This is a genomic window from Mycolicibacterium chubuense (genome assembly GCF_001044255.1).
Lineage (GTDB): Bacteria > Actinomycetota > Actinomycetes > Mycobacteriales > Mycobacteriaceae > Mycobacterium > Mycobacterium chubuense.
The window spans coordinates 38941-56798 of the sequence record NZ_JYNX01000011.1 but is presented as its reverse complement, the minus strand read 5'-3'; the positions used below and the strand labels follow the sequence as shown (position 1 = coordinate 56798).

Annotated in this window: 17 protein-coding genes; 3 read left to right on the top strand and 14 right to left on the bottom strand. The window is 67.8% G+C overall.

Features of this window, described 5'->3' with window-relative positions; all coding sequences use genetic code 11:
- Position 1: 1 nt before the first annotated feature.
- Genes MCHUDSM44219_RS01750 through MCHUDSM44219_RS01740 form a run of 3 tightly spaced genes read right to left on the bottom strand, consistent with a single transcriptional unit; the run spans position 2 to position 2474 of the window.
- Positions 2-1018: an LLM class F420-dependent oxidoreductase gene (locus tag MCHUDSM44219_RS01750; protein WP_048416505.1), complete on the bottom strand. Its 1017-nt coding sequence runs from the start codon at positions 1016-1018 to the stop codon at positions 2-4.
- Positions 1019-1029: 11 nt separating this feature from the next.
- Positions 1030-2103, bottom strand: coding sequence for a TIGR03857 family LLM class F420-dependent oxidoreductase (locus MCHUDSM44219_RS01745; protein ID WP_082161981.1), 1074 nt, complete (start codon positions 2101-2103; stop codon positions 1030-1032).
- On the bottom strand, positions 2100-2474 hold the full coding sequence (locus MCHUDSM44219_RS01740) for a nuclear transport factor 2 family protein (RefSeq protein WP_048416503.1): 375 nt from the start codon (positions 2472-2474) through the stop codon (positions 2100-2102). Before MCHUDSM44219_RS01740 ends, MCHUDSM44219_RS01745 begins: the two co-directional genes overlap by 4 nt.
- Before the next feature lie 94 nt (positions 2475-2568).
- Between MCHUDSM44219_RS01740 and MCHUDSM44219_RS01735 the strand changes: the two genes are divergently transcribed.
- Positions 2569-4221, top strand: coding sequence for a medium-chain acyl-CoA ligase Mig (locus MCHUDSM44219_RS01735; RefSeq protein WP_048416502.1), 1653 nt, complete (start codon positions 2569-2571; stop codon positions 4219-4221).
- A 70-nt stretch (positions 4222-4291) separates the two neighbouring features.
- Here the strand turns inward: MCHUDSM44219_RS01735 and MCHUDSM44219_RS01730 are convergent, their stop codons facing one another.
- The 4 genes from MCHUDSM44219_RS01730 to MCHUDSM44219_RS29900 all read right to left on the bottom strand — a co-directional run bounded on the left by MCHUDSM44219_RS01730 (position 4292) and on the right by MCHUDSM44219_RS29900 (position 9506).
- Positions 4292-6685, bottom strand: coding sequence for a hypothetical protein (locus MCHUDSM44219_RS01730; protein WP_048416501.1), 2394 nt, complete (start codon positions 6683-6685; stop codon positions 4292-4294).
- 143 nt (positions 6686-6828) lie between these two features.
- Complete coding sequence (locus MCHUDSM44219_RS01725; RefSeq protein ID WP_048416500.1) at positions 6829-7944, bottom strand: sulfotransferase family protein; 1116 nt, start codon at positions 7942-7944, stop codon at positions 6829-6831.
- A complete protein-coding gene (locus MCHUDSM44219_RS01720; RefSeq protein ID WP_162232081.1) occupies positions 7945-8931 on the bottom strand; it encodes a 3-oxoacyl-ACP synthase III family protein in 987 nt (328 codons plus the stop codon).
- Positions 8932-9329: 398 nt separating this feature from the next.
- The gene (locus MCHUDSM44219_RS29900) at positions 9330-9506 is read right to left on the bottom strand and encodes a hypothetical protein (protein ID WP_157868741.1); all 177 of its coding nucleotides are present in this window, start codon (positions 9504-9506) and stop codon (positions 9330-9332) included.
- Positions 9507-9597: 91 nt separating this feature from the next.
- Between MCHUDSM44219_RS29900 and MCHUDSM44219_RS01715 the strand changes: the two genes are divergently transcribed.
- Positions 9598-9972 carry an NYN domain-containing protein gene (locus MCHUDSM44219_RS01715; protein ID WP_082161979.1) on the top strand — a complete coding sequence of 125 codons (375 nt, stop codon included), beginning with the start codon at positions 9598-9600 and terminating at the stop codon, positions 9970-9972.
- Between the two features lie 9 nt (positions 9973-9981).
- Here MCHUDSM44219_RS01715 and MCHUDSM44219_RS01710 read toward each other — a convergent pair whose 3' ends face one another.
- The 6 genes from MCHUDSM44219_RS01710 to fabG all read right to left on the bottom strand — a co-directional run bounded on the left by MCHUDSM44219_RS01710 (position 9982) and on the right by fabG (position 15863).
- Positions 9982-10743 (bottom strand): crotonase/enoyl-CoA hydratase family protein, encoded by a 762-nt coding sequence (locus MCHUDSM44219_RS01710; RefSeq protein WP_048416497.1) that lies wholly within the window; start codon positions 10741-10743, stop codon positions 9982-9984.
- Between the two features lie 37 nt (positions 10744-10780).
- Positions 10781-11956: a thiolase family protein gene (locus MCHUDSM44219_RS01705; RefSeq protein ID WP_048416496.1), complete on the bottom strand. Its 1176-nt coding sequence runs from the start codon at positions 11954-11956 to the stop codon at positions 10781-10783.
- Positions 11957-12046: 90 nt separating this feature from the next.
- A complete protein-coding gene (locus MCHUDSM44219_RS01700) occupies positions 12047-12715 on the bottom strand; it encodes a GntR family transcriptional regulator (RefSeq protein ID WP_048416495.1) in 669 nt (222 codons plus the stop codon).
- Between the two features lie 3 nt (positions 12716-12718).
- Entirely contained in the window at positions 12719-13912 is a 1194-nt protein-coding gene (locus MCHUDSM44219_RS01695; protein WP_048416494.1) for an acyl-CoA dehydrogenase family protein, read from the bottom strand.
- Positions 13909-15123 carry an acetyl-CoA C-acetyltransferase gene (locus tag MCHUDSM44219_RS01690; protein WP_048416493.1) on the bottom strand — a complete coding sequence of 405 codons (1215 nt, stop codon included), beginning with the start codon at positions 15121-15123 and terminating at the stop codon, positions 13909-13911. The genes MCHUDSM44219_RS01695 and MCHUDSM44219_RS01690 overlap by 4 nt, the downstream gene beginning before the upstream one ends.
- The gene (gene fabG / locus MCHUDSM44219_RS01685) at positions 15123-15863 is read right to left on the bottom strand and encodes a 3-oxoacyl-ACP reductase FabG (RefSeq protein WP_048416492.1); all 741 of its coding nucleotides are present in this window, start codon (positions 15861-15863) and stop codon (positions 15123-15125) included. Before fabG ends, MCHUDSM44219_RS01690 begins: the two co-directional genes overlap by 1 nt.
- A 95-nt stretch (positions 15864-15958) precedes the next feature.
- Here fabG and MCHUDSM44219_RS01680 point away from each other — a divergent pair, with 95 nt between their 5' ends.
- The gene (locus MCHUDSM44219_RS01680; RefSeq protein ID WP_048416491.1) at positions 15959-17131 is read left to right on the top strand and encodes an acyl-CoA dehydrogenase family protein; all 1173 of its coding nucleotides are present in this window, start codon (positions 15959-15961) and stop codon (positions 17129-17131) included.
- A 19-nt stretch (positions 17132-17150) separates the two neighbouring features.
- Here the strand turns inward: MCHUDSM44219_RS01680 and MCHUDSM44219_RS01675 are convergent, their stop codons facing one another.
- Complete coding sequence (locus MCHUDSM44219_RS01675; RefSeq protein WP_048416536.1) at positions 17151-17603, bottom strand: MaoC family dehydratase; 453 nt, start codon at positions 17601-17603, stop codon at positions 17151-17153.
- Positions 17604-17858 lie beyond the last annotated feature (255 nt).

Genomic DNA, 17858 nt, shown 5'->3' with positions numbered 1-17858 from the left:
GTCAGCGGGTGCCGCGGTGCAGGGTCGCCGTCAACTCGGCGATCTCGGCCTCGCTCACGGTCGCCGGGAACCCCACCAGCACGCGATCGATCGCCCCGGCACACCGGTCCAGGATCTTGCCGGCCACCTCGTCGACCGGCGCCACCACCGCGAACGTGTCGAGCATCGTGTGGTCGATCAGCGATCCCATGACATCCCAGTCCCCAACCCGGGACAACCGGTGCAGCTCGGTCTGCAGATCACCCCAGCCGTGCAGTTCGAGCACACCCCGGTAGGCCGGGGTGGATGCATAGAACGCGATCTGCTTGCGGGTGCCGACGGCCGCCGCGGCCAGTTCCGCCTCGTCGTGACCGGTCACCACGAACAGCGGGCTGGCCACCTCGATGTCGGTACGCTGCCGGCCCGCCCGTTCCAATCCGCGGGTCAGCGTCGGGATCGTCACCTCACGCAGATAGCGTTCCGTCGAGAAAGCATGCGCCAGAAGCCCGTCGGCGACTTCGCCGCACATTTCGGTCATGCGGTCACCCACCGCGGCGAGGAACACCGCCGGGTCGCCGAAGCCGTGTGCCGGCGGCGTGAACATCGGCGTCATCAGCGTGTGCGTGTAGAAGTCGCCCTCGAAGCGCAGCGGGCTGTCGTCGCGCCAGCAGGTCCAGATGGCCCGCATCGCCGCGACGAATTCGCGCATCCGCGCCACCGGACGGTCCCACGGCATACTGAACCGTCGCTCGATGTGCGGCTTGATCTGGGAACCGAGCCCCAGCAGGAATCGACCCTGCGAATAGTCCTGGAGGTCCCATCCGATCTGCGCCACGGTCATCGGATTGCGCGCGAACGCCACCGCGATGCTGGTGCCCAGTTGAATACGCCGGGTGTGTTCGGCGGCCAGCGTCAGCGGCAGGAACGGATCGTGGTTGATCTCGGCCGTCCAGCATCCGTCGTAGCCGCACCGCTCGAGGGCACGGGCGCCCTCGGGTACCTGCGCGAGCTGCCCGACGACGGCCGCGTCGACCTTCACCCCGGCTGCGGTCAACGGTCGGACGCGCGGTAGGCGGCCACGATCGGTTCGAGTTCGTCGGGCGTGGCGCCGTGCATGATCACCGCGTCCGCGCCGTAGTCGAACTCCTGACGCAGCCGGTCGACACACTGCTGCGCAGAGCCCGTCGCCGCCGGTTCCAGCCACTCGTCGGGAATCAGCGTGGCGATGTGCTCGATCTGCTCGGCCGTGGCCTTGTGGTCGATGCCGCCCGGGATCGACTGCACCACGGGATCGTCCCGGAAGTGTTGCAGCACAGCGGGATCCCAGCCGTTGGTGCGGACCAGCAGGTCACCGTAACCCTGCAGATAGGTGGCCAACCGGGCCACCGTCTTCTTCAGCCGCAGTTCCTCGGGCAGGTGGTCCCCCACCGTCGCGAAGCACGACCACACCCGGACGTCGGCCGGGTCACGGCCCGCCTGCTCGGCGGCGCCCTTCACGGTGGTGACGGCGCGCTGCAGCGTCTCGGGGGTGAAGTAGGTGTGCAGGATGACGTCGTCGAACAACCGTCCGCCCAGCGCCAGCGTCTGCGGGCCGAACGCGACGATCGCGAGCCGGATGTCCTCGCGGAAGTCGGGGTCCAGGAAGAGCAGGTTGTACTCGCCGATCGGGCCGTCGTGGCCGAAAACCAGTTCGCCGTTCCAGAGCCTGCGCATCACCTGCGCGAAGTCCGCCATCTGCGCGGTCGTCACGGCCGGCACGCCGAACGCGTTGTACATCGCTGCGATGCCCCGCCCGATCCCGAGGGTGAACCGTCCCCCGGAGAGCCGGTGCATCGTGGTCGCCCACGACCCGGTGATCAGCGGATGCCGGGTGTTGTGGTTGGTGGCCGCGGTGGCGATCCGCATCCGCGAGGTGACGGCCAGCGCGGCACCGGTCAGCGACGAGGCTTCCTTGACGTTCCAGCGCTCGGAGATGAACCCCGTGCCGAAGCCGAGTTCCTCGCCGCGGCGCGCCTCGTCCATCAACCCGGCGGGACCGTCGCCGCCGGCGCCGGCCAGCAGATAGAACCCCAGCTCGTCGAGCACCCGACGACCTCCCGGGGTCGCGTCGCTCGTATCCGTCACGCCCAGACTCCTTGTTTGTAGCCGCAGTTCCAGACCTCGGTGATCCTGCCATCGACGACGCGGAAGATCTCCATACTCCCGATGGTGGTCTCCGTGCCGTCCGTCAGCCGCATGGGTGACTGGTAGACGACCGCGACATGCTCGCCGTCGTCGCCGGCCACCACCAGGTGCAGGTCGAAGCGGATCGTCTCGAACATCGCCAGATGATCGACGACGCGCGCGACCGCCTGGTCGTGCGTGAGCGTGACGGCCTCACCCACCTCGTGCCGAATCACCGTCTCGCCGAGGAGCTCCCCCGCCAGCGCGACGTCGCGCCGATTCCAGACCACGAGGTTGTACTGCTCCACCACGTCGCGGGCGGTACGGGTCATCGCGACACCTCCAACCGGGGACGGCCCGCCACTGACCATACAACTCGGCCGCAGGTGTTCACTCCGGATACCGGGTCGGTCTAGAGTCCAACGCATGCCTCAGCCGAATGAGTTCACCGTTCCCGGCGCCGCCGACGCGGTCGTCCGGGTCATCGGTGACCGCGAGTTCATCATCCAGGGCGACCGGCGTCTGACCTATGCCCAGATCGTCGAGCGGTCGAACCGGTTTGCGGCGTTCCTGCACGCCCAGGGGCTGGGGTGCCACACCGAGCGCAGCGAGTTGCCCGGGCACGAGGTGGGCCAGGATCTGCTCGGCATCTACGCGCACAACGGCCCGGAGTACGTGGAGGGAATGCTGGGCGCGTGGCGCGCCCGCGTCGCCCCGTTCAACGTCAACTACCGCTACGTCAAGAGCGAGCTGCACTACCTGCTGTCGGATTCGGGCGCCACCGCGCTGCTCTACCATTCCGCGTTCGCCCCGCGCTTGGCCGAGGTGCTCCCCGACCTTCCGGCGCTGCGCGTGCTCGTCCAGATCGCGGACGACTCGGGCAACGAATTGTTGCCCGGTGCAATCGATTACGAGTCGATCGTCGGGGAAGGTCCGGCCGACCCGCCGCCGGTCGAGCCGTCGCCCGACGATCTCTATGTCCTTTACACCGGCGGGACGACCGGCATGCCCAAGGGTGTGCTGTGGCGCCAGCACGACATCTTCATGACCTCGTTCGGCGGCCGCAGCCTCTACACCGGCGAGGCCGCCCGCTCCTACGACGACATCGCCACCCGGTGCGCGGAATCCCCCGGCACCACGCTGATGGTGCTGCCGCCGCTGATGCACGGTGCCGCGCAGTGGGCCGTCCTGACGGCCATGACCACCGGGCAGTCCGTGGTGTTCTCCGCGGTGACCGACCATCTCGACGTCGACGACGTCGTGCGCACGGTCGAGCGGGAGAAGGTCCTGGCGGTCACCGTGGTCGGCGATGCGATGGCCCGGCCGCTGGCCGATGCGTTCGAGCGCACCGGGGCCGATCTGTCGTCGCTCGCGGTGGTGGCCAACGGCGGAGCGCAACTCACGCCGACCGCCAAACAGCGGCTGATCGACGCGAAGCCGAACCTGATGGTCGTCGACGGGGTGGGCTCCTCGGAGACCGGTGCGCAGATGACCCACATGTCGGGTCAGGGCGCGGTGTCGACGGGCACCTTCACTGCCGGGCCCGACACTTCCGTCGCCGCAGAGGATCTCAGCGCCCTGCTGGAACCGGGCCACGACGGGATGGGCTGGCTCGCGCAGCGCGGATATGTTCCGCTGGGCTACAAGGGTGACCCGGTGAAGACGGCCGCGACGTTCCCGGTCATCGACGGTGTCCGCTACTCGGTCCCCGGCGACCGCGCCCGCCACCTCGCCGACGGCGCGATCGAGCTGCTCGGCCGCGATTCGGTGACGATCAATTCGGGGGGCGAGAAGATCTTCGCCGAGGAGGTGGAGTCGGCGGTCGCGTCGCATCCCGCCGTCGCCGACGTCGTGGTGGCCGGGCGGCCCAGCGAGCGCTGGGGCCAGGAGGTCGTCGCGGTGGTCGCCCTTGCCGACGGCGGGGACGCATCGGCGGAGGAGCTCATCGACCATGCGGCACAGGTGATCGCGCGCTACAAGCTGCCGAAGGCGGTGGTGTTCCGGCCTGTGATCGAACGCAGCCCAGCGGGCAAGGCCGACTACCGCTGGGCCCGCGAGCAGGCGATCAGCGGACGCTGAGCCCCGAAAACAGCGGTGCGACCGCCTGATTCAGGCGATCGCACCGCTGTTGTCGAGCGAAACGTCAGGCTCAGACCTCGCAGGCCGAGCCGTCGAGCACGCACAGCGGCTGGCTGGCGCCGAGCAGCGCACCGGACTCGGCGCCGGATGCGCTGAGCAGGTTCAGGTTCTGGCTACCGCCGAACGGGCTGTAGTAGTTGTAGTCGCCGAGCTCCTTGGCCGCGTCGTAGTTCTTGAACGCCGGGATGCCGCCGAACGGGGTCACGTACTGGAACGAGATCTTGCTCTTGCCCGACTCCGTGGGCAGCGCGTAGTACGCCTCACCGAACCCGGTCGTGCCGGTGTAGCTGAAGTTGAACACCGAACCGACCGGCGGCACCTTGCCCGCCTCCGGGGCGGCGTCCCCGTCGACGATGCCCGTGACGAGGACGGCCTCCGAGCTGTTGCCGGCCAGGTTCCACTGCTTGGTCACGTCGGCGTTCACCTTGCCGAGGTAGTTGCCGTCCGAGTCGTAGACCTCGTACTGCTGATAGCCCTGGACGATGGCCTCGCGCGGCGGGAGGCCGTTGACCCCGGAGTACTCAAAGTCCCCGACGGGCCTGAGGCTGTACCCGGTGCCGTTGCGGCCCGGGACGTCCAGCGACGTCCGGACCGGGGGTGCGGCCGCGTCGAAGCGGAATTGAAGATCCAGGGTGTCCACCCTGCCCGACTTCTTCGTATCGACCAGGATCGTCTTGATCACGTTCGAGTTCGGCCGCTCGTCCGGCTTGGCGTAGTAGAGCAGGTAGTCGCCGGGATCCGCGGTCCAGTAGATGATGTTGTAGATCGTGCCTTCCGGCGGAATCTGGCCGGCCCCGACACCGACGAGGTCGCCCTCGGCCTTGGTGACGAGGATGGCCTCGCTGGTGGTGCCCCAGAAGTCGGACGTGACGGTCACGACGCCGTCGAAGGTTCCGATCAGTTGATCGGTGTCGGCGTCGTAGACGCCGAACGTGTTCGCTCCCTGGATGGCGTTGAACAGCGGCTGATAGGCCGCGTACGCCGTCCACGGGGTCGTGTTGGTGATCGGCTTGATGTAGTAGCCGTCCTGTGTGTAGATCGGCCGGTTCACTCCCTCGTTGTCGTACAGGAAGTCGGCGGAGCTGAACTTGATCCGGAACGGGTCGGGGTTAAGCGGTAGCGAGAAGCTGGACGTCACGAACTTGTAGGTGACGACGTCGTCCCCGTTGGGGTTGTCCAGAGCGGAGTAGACGTTGCCGTACTTGCCGTTGCTCACGCTGGCGAACACCGAGCCGGGACGCGGGATGTCCTTGAAGTCCGTTCCGTACTCGACGCCGTCCCCGAAATCGGCGTCGGTGACGAGGATCTGCAGCAGCCGGTTGCCGGAGCCGACGTCGTTGTTGTAGGTCACCAGACCGTGGATGGTGGCGACCGTGGTGCCGTTCTCGTCCACCAGGTCGAAGTCCTGTGTGCCCTGCACGATGCCCGGGAAGGCGGGGACCATCGTGTACTCGCCGTAGAACTGCGTGATGTTGGGTTCGCCGACGGGAACCACCTCGTAGCCGTTCCAGTACATCGTCGGGTCGTCGGTCTGCGCAGCGGCGAGCTCACGGCGCGACGCCGCGGCCGCCACCCAGGCGAACGGCGAATTCGCCGCCGGCGACGTCGGCGCGTTGCCGCTGAAGATGTCGAGGAAACGCTTGAACAGGGTGGCCAACGGGCCCTGCGACACCGTGGTGTCCGTCGCCTCTGCGGTGTCCGTCGGGACCTCCGCCGTGGTCGTCTCCGGGGTGATCGCGGCCGTCGACACGTCCACCAGGGTGGAGGCCGTCTTGGTGGTTTCCGGTGCGTCCACGGTGATGCTGGCCAGCAGGGACTTGAGCGGCTTCTTGGTCGGGGTCGTGTCGACGGTGCTGGTGTCGTCGGTCGAGGCGGGTGCCGAATCCTCGGCGGGCTTCCACGACCACCGCGGCTTCTTCGGCGGGGTCTTGCCGGTCGCGGCCGGGTCGTCGGCGCCCTGCTGCGGGGTCTCGTCGGTGCCGTCGGACGGGGTCTCGTCCGTGCCGTCCGACGGGTCCGGGGTGGCATCGGGGTCATCGGTCTCGGTGCCCGGCTTGGGCTTGTGACCGCCGAACAGGTCCGACCAGAGGGTGTGGCGGTCCTTCTTGCCGGTGCCGGGGACATCGGTGTCGGCGTCGGGCTTGTCGCTCGAACCCTTGTCGCTCGAGCCCTTGTCGGACGACGACGTGTCGGTGTCGGACTTGCCGGTCGATTGCGTGCCGGAGGTGGCGGACGACTCGGATGTCGTGCCGGAGGCGCCGCTCGCTCCGGATGCGCCGCCCGAGGCGGACGAATCCGAGTCGGTGGAGGCATAAGCGACTCCGTGGCCGGTGAACACCGCCGCGCCTACTCCGAGCGCGACAGCCAGTCCACCGATGCGACCGACGTACGAACCAGCATTCATTGCAATCCCCCAGGGGCTACCAGCGACATGTGACCGAAACTATACAAGTCGGGACGGCCTCGATCGCCTGTTTCCGACGTCATCCAGAAAACTTTCGCATTTTTGCTGGGCGCCGTCCATACCCTGGTCGCCCCTCGGTCGTCTCAGCCGACCCGCCGCGGCAGGTCGAAGGCGTCGTAGACATAGGCCAGGTCGTTCTGGATCCGCTCGGCGCTCAGGCCGAACCGGTCCGGCGCGTGCTGGTGCTTGCTCTTGTACGACCGCTGCTTCTCGGCCTGGGCGCGCACTTCGTCGAGGAAGGATGCGGTGGGCTCGATCTCGGCGAACTCGCAGATCCGCGCGATGGTCGGCTCCAGGTTGTGGATCAGGTCGGGATAGCGCACCACGCACAGGTTCTTCTCGGGAATCGCGCCGGAGGTGTAGGCGTCGTAGAACACCCGCAGCATGGCGCAGGAGGCCTGGTAGAGGTTCTCCACCCACCGCTCCTGGTCCTCGGCACTGGTGCGGTTGAACGCGTCGTAGCCGTTCTCGAGCACGCTCGCGATCAGCGACATCCCCGACGGGATGACCTCGACCGGATCCCGGACGATGTAGACCAGCTTGCAGTCCGGATAGCGCTGGAGCACCTCGTCGAGCCGGAACGTCAACATGCTCGTCTTGGCGAGGATGCGGCGATCTTTCTTGTAGTACAGATTCCTTCGCCAGAGCTCTTCGTAGTAACGGAAGAAGCGTTCCTTCTCCTGCTCACTGACGCCGTCGATGCCGAAGCACCGGCGGGACAGATCGCTGCCCCAGGTGTCCTGCCAGGCCAGGAAGTAGGCCCAGGCGAACGGTCCGTCGAGCGTGTGGAAGAACCACGCGGGATCGTCGGTCTCGATGCCGCGCAGGCTGGTGTCGTGCACATCGGACGGGTGATAGCGCGCGGGCGAGAGCCGGTCCAGCCGGGGCACGATACGGCCCAGCAGCTTGCGCGCGGTGATCGCCGGGAACAGCATCTCCCACAGCTCGAACGCGGCCAGGTCCCCGGTCCCCAACAGGAAACGGTGCAGGAACGTGGTACCGCTGCGGGGATTGCCGATGATGAAGATGGGTCGGTCGAGCGGCTCCTCGCGGTACTTCGGGAAGACGATCCGGTCCAGACCCATCGTCACGGCGGAGAGGCCTGCCCGCACCTGCAGGATGAGGAACGTGCCGAGCGGCCGCAGCCACAGACCGAACGTCTTGTTGATGACCCGGTAGACGCGGAGGTAGCGCCTCATTCAGCCCTCCCAGACGGCGGCAGCACCGACGATGGTGAAACCGGCTGCGGCACTTGCCATCACGATCTTGTCCCCGGGCTCCACGGTGCCGTGTTCGAGTCGGTACTCGAGCGCGAGCGCCCAGGCGGTGCTCGCGGTGTTGCCGAACAGTGAGTGCGTATGGACGCAGGCCTGCGGGCGGGCGCCCAGTTCGGTGAACACCCGCTCGAGCACGGCCTCGCTGGGCTGGTGGAAGGCGTAGTGGTCGACCTCCTCCGAGGACCATCCGAGATCACCGAGCATCTCCCGGATCGCCGGCGGCACGTGCACCGAGAGGGCGAACAGTTCCTTCGACTTCGACGTGAAATGCCCGTCGACCGGGGTCTTGCACAGTCCGTAGTGCTCGCACAGCGTCTTGTGGAAGATGCCCTCCAGGCGCGCGCTCCCGCCGGCCAGCGGCTCCCGCGACACCAGCAGCGCTGTCGCGGCGTTGCCCAGGGTCAGGCCGGCCGCGAACACCGCGACGTCCTGGAGCGAACCCATGTCGTAGGTGATGCGGTCGCGGGTGAGCTCGCCGGAGCAGATAAGCGCCGTCTTCATCTCCGGGTGCAGCGCGAAGTAGCCCGCCACGGTGTGCATCGCTTCGATCAGCCCGGCGCACGCGCACGTCACGTCGGTCGCATGCAGCGGCCGGGCGCCGATCCGGCCTGCCACCTCGGCCGCGGTGGCGGGCTCGAAGTTGTCCCGGGCGATCCCGCCGTAGACGAGGAGGTCGAGGTCGGTCGCCGCCACCCCGTTCTGTTCGAGGCAGGCGATCGCGGCCTGAGACGCAAACTCGCCCGGGGACAAGGTCGTGCTCTGATCCAGGTAGCGCGTCTTGGTGTTGCACCGGTCGAAGACGTATCGGATGGTTTGCTCGACGCCGTCCCATTCCGATGCGGGCCCTGTGAACTGCTCGCGAACGATGCTGAGCACCTCGTCGTTGTCCATCGCCTTCTCAGGCAACACGGAGGCCGGCCTAGAGAAGTAAAGAGTTGGAAGCGTCATGAGCCGATCCCCCTGTCAAGTGGTGGCGAGATGGTAGCGCTAGCAGGTCACAGGCTATGAGCCATGGGGCGGCTCCGCAATTGCAGCAAACGAAACTTACTACGTCGACGTTTCTCTGTGGAAGTTACCGTGCCCTACACAGGCTGTCAGCGGTTTGGGCAGATCTCGGTTGGGACACAAGTTTCTGCCAGGCCGCTCACAGCTTCTCCCCCGACGCGGCCTTGATATTGACTACTACGTAATATCTCTACCTGCGGCAAGGTTAGCTGACCGCCCAAAATCCGGGAGCAAATCGACACGGCGGGTTTTTCGGGAGATTCCGGCGCCGCTGCAGCCAGCAACACGGACCGGCGGATCTGTCAACCGCAGTGGTCCCCAAGGTCGATGCGGGGCCAGACCACGTCCAGCCGAACCGGCACTCCGGTCAGCCGCATCCGGATCTGGCCGCGCGGCGAGCTCACCCGGACCTCGTCGACGTTGACCAGACCGCGCGGACCACGGTCGCCGCGCATCAGCAGCGGGGCGTTGTGCCGCACAGCGGCTCGCAGATCCGGCAGAACGTCGTCGTGTGATGCACGGTCATGGACGAAAGCCCTTCCCGAGGTCTGCCCGGATAGCCTGGAGGGGGTGCGCTGGATTGTCGATGCCATGAACGTGATCGGAACGCGGCCTGACGGGTGGTGGCGCGACCGGCACCGGGCGATGACGGGTCTGGTCCACCGCCTCGAGCGGTGGTCGCTGGCTGAGCAGCTGGACGTCACGGTGGTCTTCGAGCAGCCGCCCGTCCCCCCGATCGAATCCGATGTCATCACCATCGCGCATGCTCCGACGGCAGGCCCGAACTCCGCGGACGACGAGATCGTCCGGCTGGTCGGTGCGCAGGCCCGCCCCGACGACGTCGTGGTCGCCACCTCGGACCGGACCCTGGCCGACCGGGTCAGATCGGGCGGGGCCGGGGTGGTCCCGGCGGAGCGGCTGCGGGATCTGATCGACCCGCGCTGAGCGGACCGGTCAGGTGCCGGTCCAGTTGGGCTTGCGCTTCTCGGCGAACGCCGTCGCCCCCTCCATGGCGTCCTTGGACGAGAACACGGGAGCGATGAGTTCGCCCTGTCTGCGCCACATCTCGCTCTCGCTCCAGTCCGCGGATTTCATGATGATCTCCTTGGTGACCGCCACCGCGAGCGGGCCGTTCGCGGTGATGCGATCGGCGAGCGCCAGGGCGCCGTCGAGCGCCTCGCCGGGTTCGGTGAGCACGTTGACGAAGCCCCACTGCGCGGCCTCCTCAGCGGTGAAGCTGTCTCCGGTCAGGGCGAGTTCCAGTGCCTTCTGGTACGGGATGCGGTGCGGCAGCCGCAGCAGTCCGCCACCCGCGGCCACCAGACCGCGCTTGACCTCCGGGATGCCGAACTTCGCGTTCCTGGCCGCCACCACGAGGTCGGTGGCCAGCACGATCTCGGTGCCGCCCGCCAGCGCGTAACCCTCGACCGCGGCGATCACGGGTTTGCGCGGCGGCCGCTCCGTGAAGCCGATGCCCCGGCCGGGGATTGCGGGCACCTCGCCGGCCATGAACGCCTTCAGATCCATCCCTGCACAGAAGTTGCCGCCCGCGCCGGTGATGATCGACACCGACAGATCGGGGCTCTCATCGAGTTCGTCCATCGCATCGGCCAGGCCCCGGGCCACCGCGAGGTTGAACGCGTTGCGCGCCTCGGGGCGATTGATGGTGATGATCAGAACGCGCCCGCGGCGTTCGGTGAGAACCTCTTCTGCCACTGTCTCCCTTGACCTTTCGTGTGGTGTCGCCCCGAGGTCAGACCTCGACGACGACGGCGCCGCCCTGCCCGCCGCCGGCGCACATCGCGGCGACGCCGATGCCACCGCCGCGGCGCTGCAGTTCGTAGACCAGCGTAGTGACCATCCGGGCGCCGGAGGCGGCGATCGGATGGCCGAGGCTGCAGCCGCTGCCCGAGAAGTTGACCAACTCCTCGTCGAGGCCGAACTCGCGGCACGCCGCGATCGGCACCGATGCGAACGCCTCGTTGATCTCCCACAGCGCCACGTCGGCGGCCTTCAGGCCCGCCCGGTCGAGCACCTTGTCGATCGATTTCAGCGCGCCGAGTCCGCAGTCTCTCGGGGCGACACCCGCAGCGGCCCAGGCTCGGACGGTCGCCATCACGGTGAGCCCGTTCGCCGCGGCGTAGTCGGCCTCGACCAGCGCGACCCCGGCGGCGGCGTCGTTGGTACCGCTGCTGTTACCGGCGGTGATCGAGAATCCCTCGATCTCGGGATGGAGCACCTTGAGCCCGGCCAGTTTCTCGACGGTCGTGTCGCGGCGCGGATGCTCGTCGACGCTGAAGTCGGTCACCGAGCCGTCGAACTGCGTCACCTTCAGTGGGATGATCTCCTCGACGAATTTGCCGGCGTCGATGGCCGCGACGGCGCGCTGGTGCGAGCGCGCCGCCCAGGCGTCCATCTCCTCGCGGGTGATGCCGATGGCCTGTGCGGTGTTCCAGCCGACCGTGATCGACATGTCCTTGGCCGGCGCGTCGGGTGTCTCGACGTGCGTCGGCGGCATCCAGCGCTCCTCGAACCTCAGCTCGGGGCCGGGGATGCGCCAGTTCACCAGCGGCGTCATCGACAGTGACTGCACGCCGCCGGCGATCAGCACCCGCTCCATTCCGGAGCCGATCTGCGCCGACGCGTTTCCGATCGCCGTGAGGCTACCCGCACAGTGCCGGTTCACCGACTGTCCCGGCACATGCTCGAGGCCGGTCGCGGTGGCCGCATAGCGGGCGAGATCGCCTCCGCCGTAATGGGATTCGGCAAAGATGATGTCGTCGACATCCGCCGGGTCGACGCCGGAGCGCCGCACCACCTCGGGCAGCACCGTGGTGATCAGCGTTTCGGGCGCAGTGTTGACCAGCGTGCCTTTGAAGGATCGGCCGATGGCCGTCCTGGCGGCGCCGACGATGACGGGAGTGGGCATGTTTCGACCTCGGGATCGGGCAGGCGGACGCATCTGACGGACGTTACAAAAGTAGCAGATACTGTAGCGCCGGCTGCAGTGGGCCCGAGGTCAGGCGATCACGCCGCGCCGGGTGAGATGCTCGATCAGCGGAGCCGCGCCCGCGGCCAGATGCTCCGACATAGCGGTGCGGGCCCCGTCCTCGTCCCGAGCCGCCAGGGCATCCAGCAGCCGGCGGTGGTGTCGATTGGACTCCTCGGGCCAACCGTCGATCGTCGGGAACACCGCCTCGGGCGCGTACCGGGTGATCTGCGACATCAGCTGCGCGAGTTTCGGCGAGTCGGCGGCCACGTTGATCGCCCGGTGGAAGTCGTGATTCAACCGCACGGCCCGTTCCCCGTCGCCGGCGGCGTAGGCGGCCTCCAACTCGCACTGGATGGCGGTCAGCTCGTCGAGCGCGGCATCGGTGATCGCGGCCGCGGCGCGCGCAGCGAGTTCGCCGCCGATATGGGCCTGCACCTGCGCCACATCGGTGACGTCACGCACCGTCACCGGCCGGATCACGAAACCCCGACGGGGCTGCTGATCCAACAGCCCTTCGGCCTTGAGTTCGAACAGCGCCTCGCGCACCGGGGTCACGCTGACGCCGAGTTCGGCCGCGAGCTGGTCGAGCCGGACATACGCGCCGGCGGCATAGGTTCCATCGAAGACCCGCTGCCGCACGATCCGGGCCACGTCCTCGGCGAGCTGCGGCCTGACCGCGAAATCGAAGGTGCTCACCGACTACACCCGGTAGTCGGCGAGGAGCCGCTTGCTGATGATGTTCTTCTGGATCTCGCTGGTTCCCTCGCCGATCAACAGGAACGGGGCGTCGCGCATCAGCCGTTCGATCTCGTACTCCTTGGAGTAGCCGTACCCGCCGTGGATCCGGAAGCTCTGCTGCGTCACCTCCGCGCACACCTCGCTGGCGAAGTACTTCGCCATTCCCGCGGCGACGTCGTTGCGCTCCCCGGAGTCCTTGAGCCGGGCAGCGTTGACCATCATCAGATGAGCCGCCTCGACTTTCGTCGCCATCTCGGCCAGTTGGAACGCGATGGCCTGGTGCTCGGCGATCGGCTTGCCGAAGGTACTGCGCTGCTGGGCGTACCGCGCGGCCAGCTCGAAGGCCCGGATGCCGACTCCGCAGGCGCGGGCGGCGACGTTCACCCGACCCACTTCGACGCCGTCCATCATCTGGGCGAAGCCCTGTCCCGGGGCGGCACCGAGGATGTTGGCCGCCGCGGCCCGGTACCCGTCGAAGACCATCTCGGTCGTGTCGACGCCCTTGTACCCGAGTTTGGCCAGCTTGCCAGGAATGGTCAGCCCGGGCGCCACTTCCCCGAAACCCGTGGGCTTCTCGATCAGGAAGGCGGTCAGGTTGCGATGGGGCTTGTCCGCGCCCAGGTCGGTGCGCACCAGCGTGGCGACCAGGGTGGAACTCCCGCCGTTGGTGAGCCACATCTTCTGGCCGTCGATGGTGTAGGTGCCGTCGCCGTTGTCCGTGGCCCGGGTCCGGATGGCCGCGACGTCGGAACCCAGCTCGGGCTCGGACATCGAGAACGCGCCCCGGGTCTCGCCGGTGGCCATCCGCGGCAGGTGATGGCGCTTCTGCTCGTCGGTGCCGTGCTGACGGATCATGTACGCGACGATGAAATGGGTGTTGATGACGCCCGAGACGCTCATCCAGCCGCGCGCCAACTCCTCCACGCACAGCGCATAGGTCAGCAGGGATTCGCCGAGTCCGCCGTACTCCTCGGGGATCATGAGGCCGAACAGCCCCATCTCGCGCATGGCGTCGACGATGGCCTGCGGATAGGTGTCGGTGTGTTCGAGCTCCTGTGCGGCCGGAATGATCTCCTTGTCGACGAACTGCCGTACGGTGGCGATGATCTCAGTCTGGAACTCGGTGAGCCCGAGTGTCTGCGCGAGTTTGGTCATGCGTCCACCCTTTCGAAGATCGCGGCCAGTCCCTGACCGCCACCGATGCACATGGTCTCCAGGCCGTACCGGCCCCGCCGACGGTGCAGTTCCCGCGCGAGTGTGGCGAGCATCCGGCCTCCGGTCGCGCCGACGGGGTGCCCGAGCGAGATGCCCGAGCCGTGCACGTTGGTGCGCTCCAGATCCTCTGCTGTGAAAGACCATTCGCGCATGCACGCGAGGGCCTGCGCCGCGAACGCCTCGTTCAGCTCGATGAGGTCCATGTCGGCGAGTTCGAGGCCGGCGTGGCGCAGCGCTGCCTGGGTCGCCGGCACCGGTCCGATCCCCATCACCTCGGGCGGCACACCGGCGACCGCCCACGACACGAGCCGCACCAGCGGGGTGAGTCCGAGTTCCGCAGCCTTCTCCGGGGTGGTCACCAGGCACATCGAGGCCGCGTCGTTCTGTCCGCTGGAGTTCCCGGCGGTGACCGTGGCCTGCGGATCAGCGCTGCGCAGAACAGGTTTCAGTGCCGCGAGCTTCTCGACGGAGGTGTCGGCGCGCGGATGCTCGTCGGTGTCGACCAGGCTCTCACCGGAGCGGCTGCGGACCGTCACGGGAACGATCGTCTCGGCGAGCAGGCCGTCGTTCTGTGCGGCGACCGCCCGCTGATGCGACCGAACGGCGAGCGCATCCTGCTCCTCCCGCGAGATGTCGTACCGGCGGCGCAGGTTCTCCGCGGTCTCGAGCATGCCGCCGGGTATCGGGTGATGTCTGCCGCCCGCGGTGGTCCGGCCGCGGGCCAGTCCGTCGTGCACGGTGATGCCGCCGCGCGGGGGGACCCAGCGCATCTCGGTCGAGTGGAACACCACGTTGCTCATCGACTCCGCACCGCCGGCGACCACGAGTTCCTGTGCGCCACTGCCGATCTGCAGGCACGCCTGGATCACCGCCTGCAGTCCTGAGCCGCACCGCCGGTCGATCTGCATCCCGGGCACCGTGACGGGCAACCCGGCGTCGAGCGCGATGACCCGGCCGATGGCCGGCGCCTCCATGCTGGGGTAGCAGTGCCCGACGATCACGTCCTGCACCGCCTCGGGCGCCACACCGGTCCGCTCGAGCAGCCCCTGCAGCGCGGCGACGCCGAGGTCGACGGCGGACAGATCACGGAACATGCCGCCGTACCGCCCGATCGGCGTGCGAACCGGCTCGCAGATCACCGCCTCGCGCATCAGAGGTGGCGCCCGCCGGTGATCTCGAGGACGGTGCCCGTCATGTACGAGGACAGATCGGAGGCCAGGAACAGTGCGACCTTGGCCACCTCGTCGGGTTCCCCGGCGCGCCCCATCGGCACCTCGGCCACCTTGGAGTCCCAAATGCGTTGCGGCATGGCCTCGGTCATCGCCGAACGGATGAGTCCGGGCTGGATGGCGTTGACCCGCACGCCGAGATAGGCGAGTTCTTTGGCGGCCGCCTTCGTCATCCCGACGATGCCGGCCTTGGCGGCCGAGTAGTTGGTCTGCCCGACCATGCCGACCTTGCCGGAGATGGACGACATGTTCACGATCGCCCCGCGCTTGTTCTCCCGCATCACCGCCGCCGCCGCCCGCAGGCCGTTCCACGTGCCCTTCAGATGCACCGCGATCACCTGGTCGAACTGCTCCTCGGTCATCTTGCGCATGGTGGCGTCCCGGGTGATGCCTGCGTTGTTGACCATGATGTCCAGACCGCCGAAGTGCTCGGTCGCGGCCGCGACCAGCGCGTCGACCTCTCGGGAATCCGTCACGTCGCAGCGCACCGCGCGTGCGACGTCGTCGCCTCCGAGGGAGTCGGCCGCCGCCTGTGTCGCGTCCAGGTTCACGTCGCCGAGAATCACCCGGGCGCCCTCGTCGACGAACCGCTGCGCGATGGCGAGACCCAAGCCTTGCGCTCCCCCGGTGACCACCGCGGTCTGACCAGCCAGTAGTGCCACTGCAATCCATCCTCACCTCGTCGGGACCCGATCGGGGCTCATCGTATTTCATATACGATATTTGCGGTCAGCACCCCTGTGAGGAGGACACTGCGATGAGCACCCCCGAAGTCAGCGATGAGGACTTCCGCGAGATCCTGGCGCAGACCCGGCACTTCGTCCGCACCGCCGTCGTCCCCCGCGAGCAGGAGATCCTGTCCGACGACCGCGTGCCCGACGACCTGCGTGAGCAGGTCAAGAAGATGGGCCTGTTCGGGTATGCCATCCCCCAGGAGTGGGGCGGCCTCGGCCTGGACCTTGCCCAGGACGTCGAACTCGCAATGGAACTCGGCTACACCTCTCTGGCCCTGCGCTCGATGTTCGGCACGAACAACGGCATCGCGGGACAGGTCCTCGTCGGCTACGGCACCGAGGAACAGAAGTCCACGTGGCTGGAGCGCATCGCCACAGGTGACGTCGTCGCATCGTTCGCGCTGACCGAACCGGGCGCCGGATCGAATCCATCGGGGTTGCGCACCAAGGCTGTTCGAGATGGCGACGGGTGGATCATCAACGGCAGCAAGCAGTACATCACCAACGCGCCCACGGCGGATCTGTTCGTGACGTTCGCCCGGACCCGCCCGGCCGATGCCGACGGGGCCGGCATCGCGGTGTTCCTGGTCCCCGCCGACACGGCCGGTGTCGCCGTGGGAGCCAAGGACAAGAAGATGGGACAGGAAGGCGCCTGGACTGCCGATGTCACGTTCGCCGACGTCCGCGTGGGTCAGAACGCGCTGGTCGGCGGCGCCGAGGACATCGGCTACCGGGCGGCGCTGACCTCCCTGGCCCGCGGCCGGGTGCACATCGCCGCGCTCGCGGTGGGCACCGCCCAGCGTGCCCTCGACGAATCGGTGGCCTACGCGGCGACCGCGACGCAGGGCGGCACACCGATCGGGGACTTCCAGTTGGTGCAGGCGATGCTCGCCGACCAGCAGACCGGGGTGATGGCAGGCCGCGCGCTGGTGCGCGACACCGCCCGGCTGTGGATCACCGGCGAGGACCGCAGGCTGGCCCCCTCGGCCGCGAAGCTGTTCTGCACCGAGATGGTGGGCCGCGTGGCCGATCTGGCCGTTCAGATCCACGGCGGCGCCGGCTACATGCGCGACGTCCCGGTGGAGCGCATCTATCGGGACGTGCGCCTACTCCGGCTCTACGAGGGCACCAGCGAGATCCAGCGGCTCATCATCGGAGGCGGTCTGGTGAAGGCCGCCAAGGCAACTCAGCGATGACCTGACGGACATAGACGGGTCAGCCGATGAAACGCACGATGGATTCGGCGATCGCCGCCGGCTTCTCCGATCCCTCGATCTCCACGGTCGTGCTCACCGTGGCCTGCACGGCGTTCTCGAGCTGACTGACGGCCGAGATGACGGCGCGCGCCCGCAACCGTGCTCCGACCCGCACCGGCGTGATGAACCGGACCTTGTTGTATCCGTAGTTGATCGCCATCGCGACGTTGTCCACCGTGTAGAGCTGATGCGTGAAGTGCGGAAGCAGCGACAGGGTCAGCAGCCCGTGCGCGATGGTGCCGCCGAAGGGTCCGCCGGCCGCCCGCTCGGGGTCGACGTGGATCCACTGATGGTCGTCGGTGGCGTCGGCGAACAGGTTGACGCGCTCCTGCGTGATCTCGAGCCACTCGGTGGGGCCGAGCTGGGTGCCTTCGGCCGCCACGAACTCGGTTAGATCGTTGAATTTCTTCACCAGTGTCTCCTTCGACGCGCCGTCACGTGCGGTCCTCACAGTGCCACAGCGGTCCTCCGCGTCCGCACCGACGGCGAACACAGCGCGCGAACGTGACACATCATGCCGTCATTCCTCCCGCAATCGACCGTCACGAATGGTTGTGCCATTTCGTTGCTCGCCGCCTCCGATCGCGCCGCCGGCATAAGCGCTGCCGCAGATCGCGAATTGCATTCCCGTTCGCTCGCATTATCGCGGAAATGGCGCGTATTCATC

Bases quoted from the DNA above. Each gene is read 5' to 3' on its own strand.
- MCHUDSM44219_RS01740 (WP_048416503.1), bottom strand. From the start codon at position 2,474: ATGACCCGTACCGCCCGCGACGTGGTGGAGCAGTACAACCTCGTGGTC.
- MCHUDSM44219_RS01735 (WP_048416502.1), top strand. From the start codon at position 2,569: ATGCCTCAGCCGAATGAGTTCACCGTTCCCGGCGCCGCCGACGCGGTC.
- MCHUDSM44219_RS01730 (WP_048416501.1), bottom strand. From the start codon at position 6,685: ATGAATGCTGGTTCGTACGTCGGTCGCATCGGTGGACTGGCTGTCGCG.
- MCHUDSM44219_RS01725 (WP_048416500.1), bottom strand. From the start codon at position 7,944: ATGAGGCGCTACCTCCGCGTCTACCGGGTCATCAACAAGACGTTCGGT.
- MCHUDSM44219_RS01705 (WP_048416496.1), bottom strand. From the start codon at position 11,956: ATGCCCACTCCCGTCATCGTCGGCGCCGCCAGGACGGCCATCGGCCGA.
- MCHUDSM44219_RS01695 (WP_048416494.1), bottom strand. From the start codon at position 13,912: ATGACCAAACTCGCGCAGACACTCGGGCTCACCGAGTTCCAGACTGAG.
- MCHUDSM44219_RS01690 (WP_048416493.1), bottom strand. From the start codon at position 15,123: ATGCGCGAGGCGGTGATCTGCGAGCCGGTTCGCACGCCGATCGGGCGG.
- MCHUDSM44219_RS01680 (WP_048416491.1), top strand. From the start codon at position 15,959: ATGAGCACCCCCGAAGTCAGCGATGAGGACTTCCGCGAGATCCTGGCG.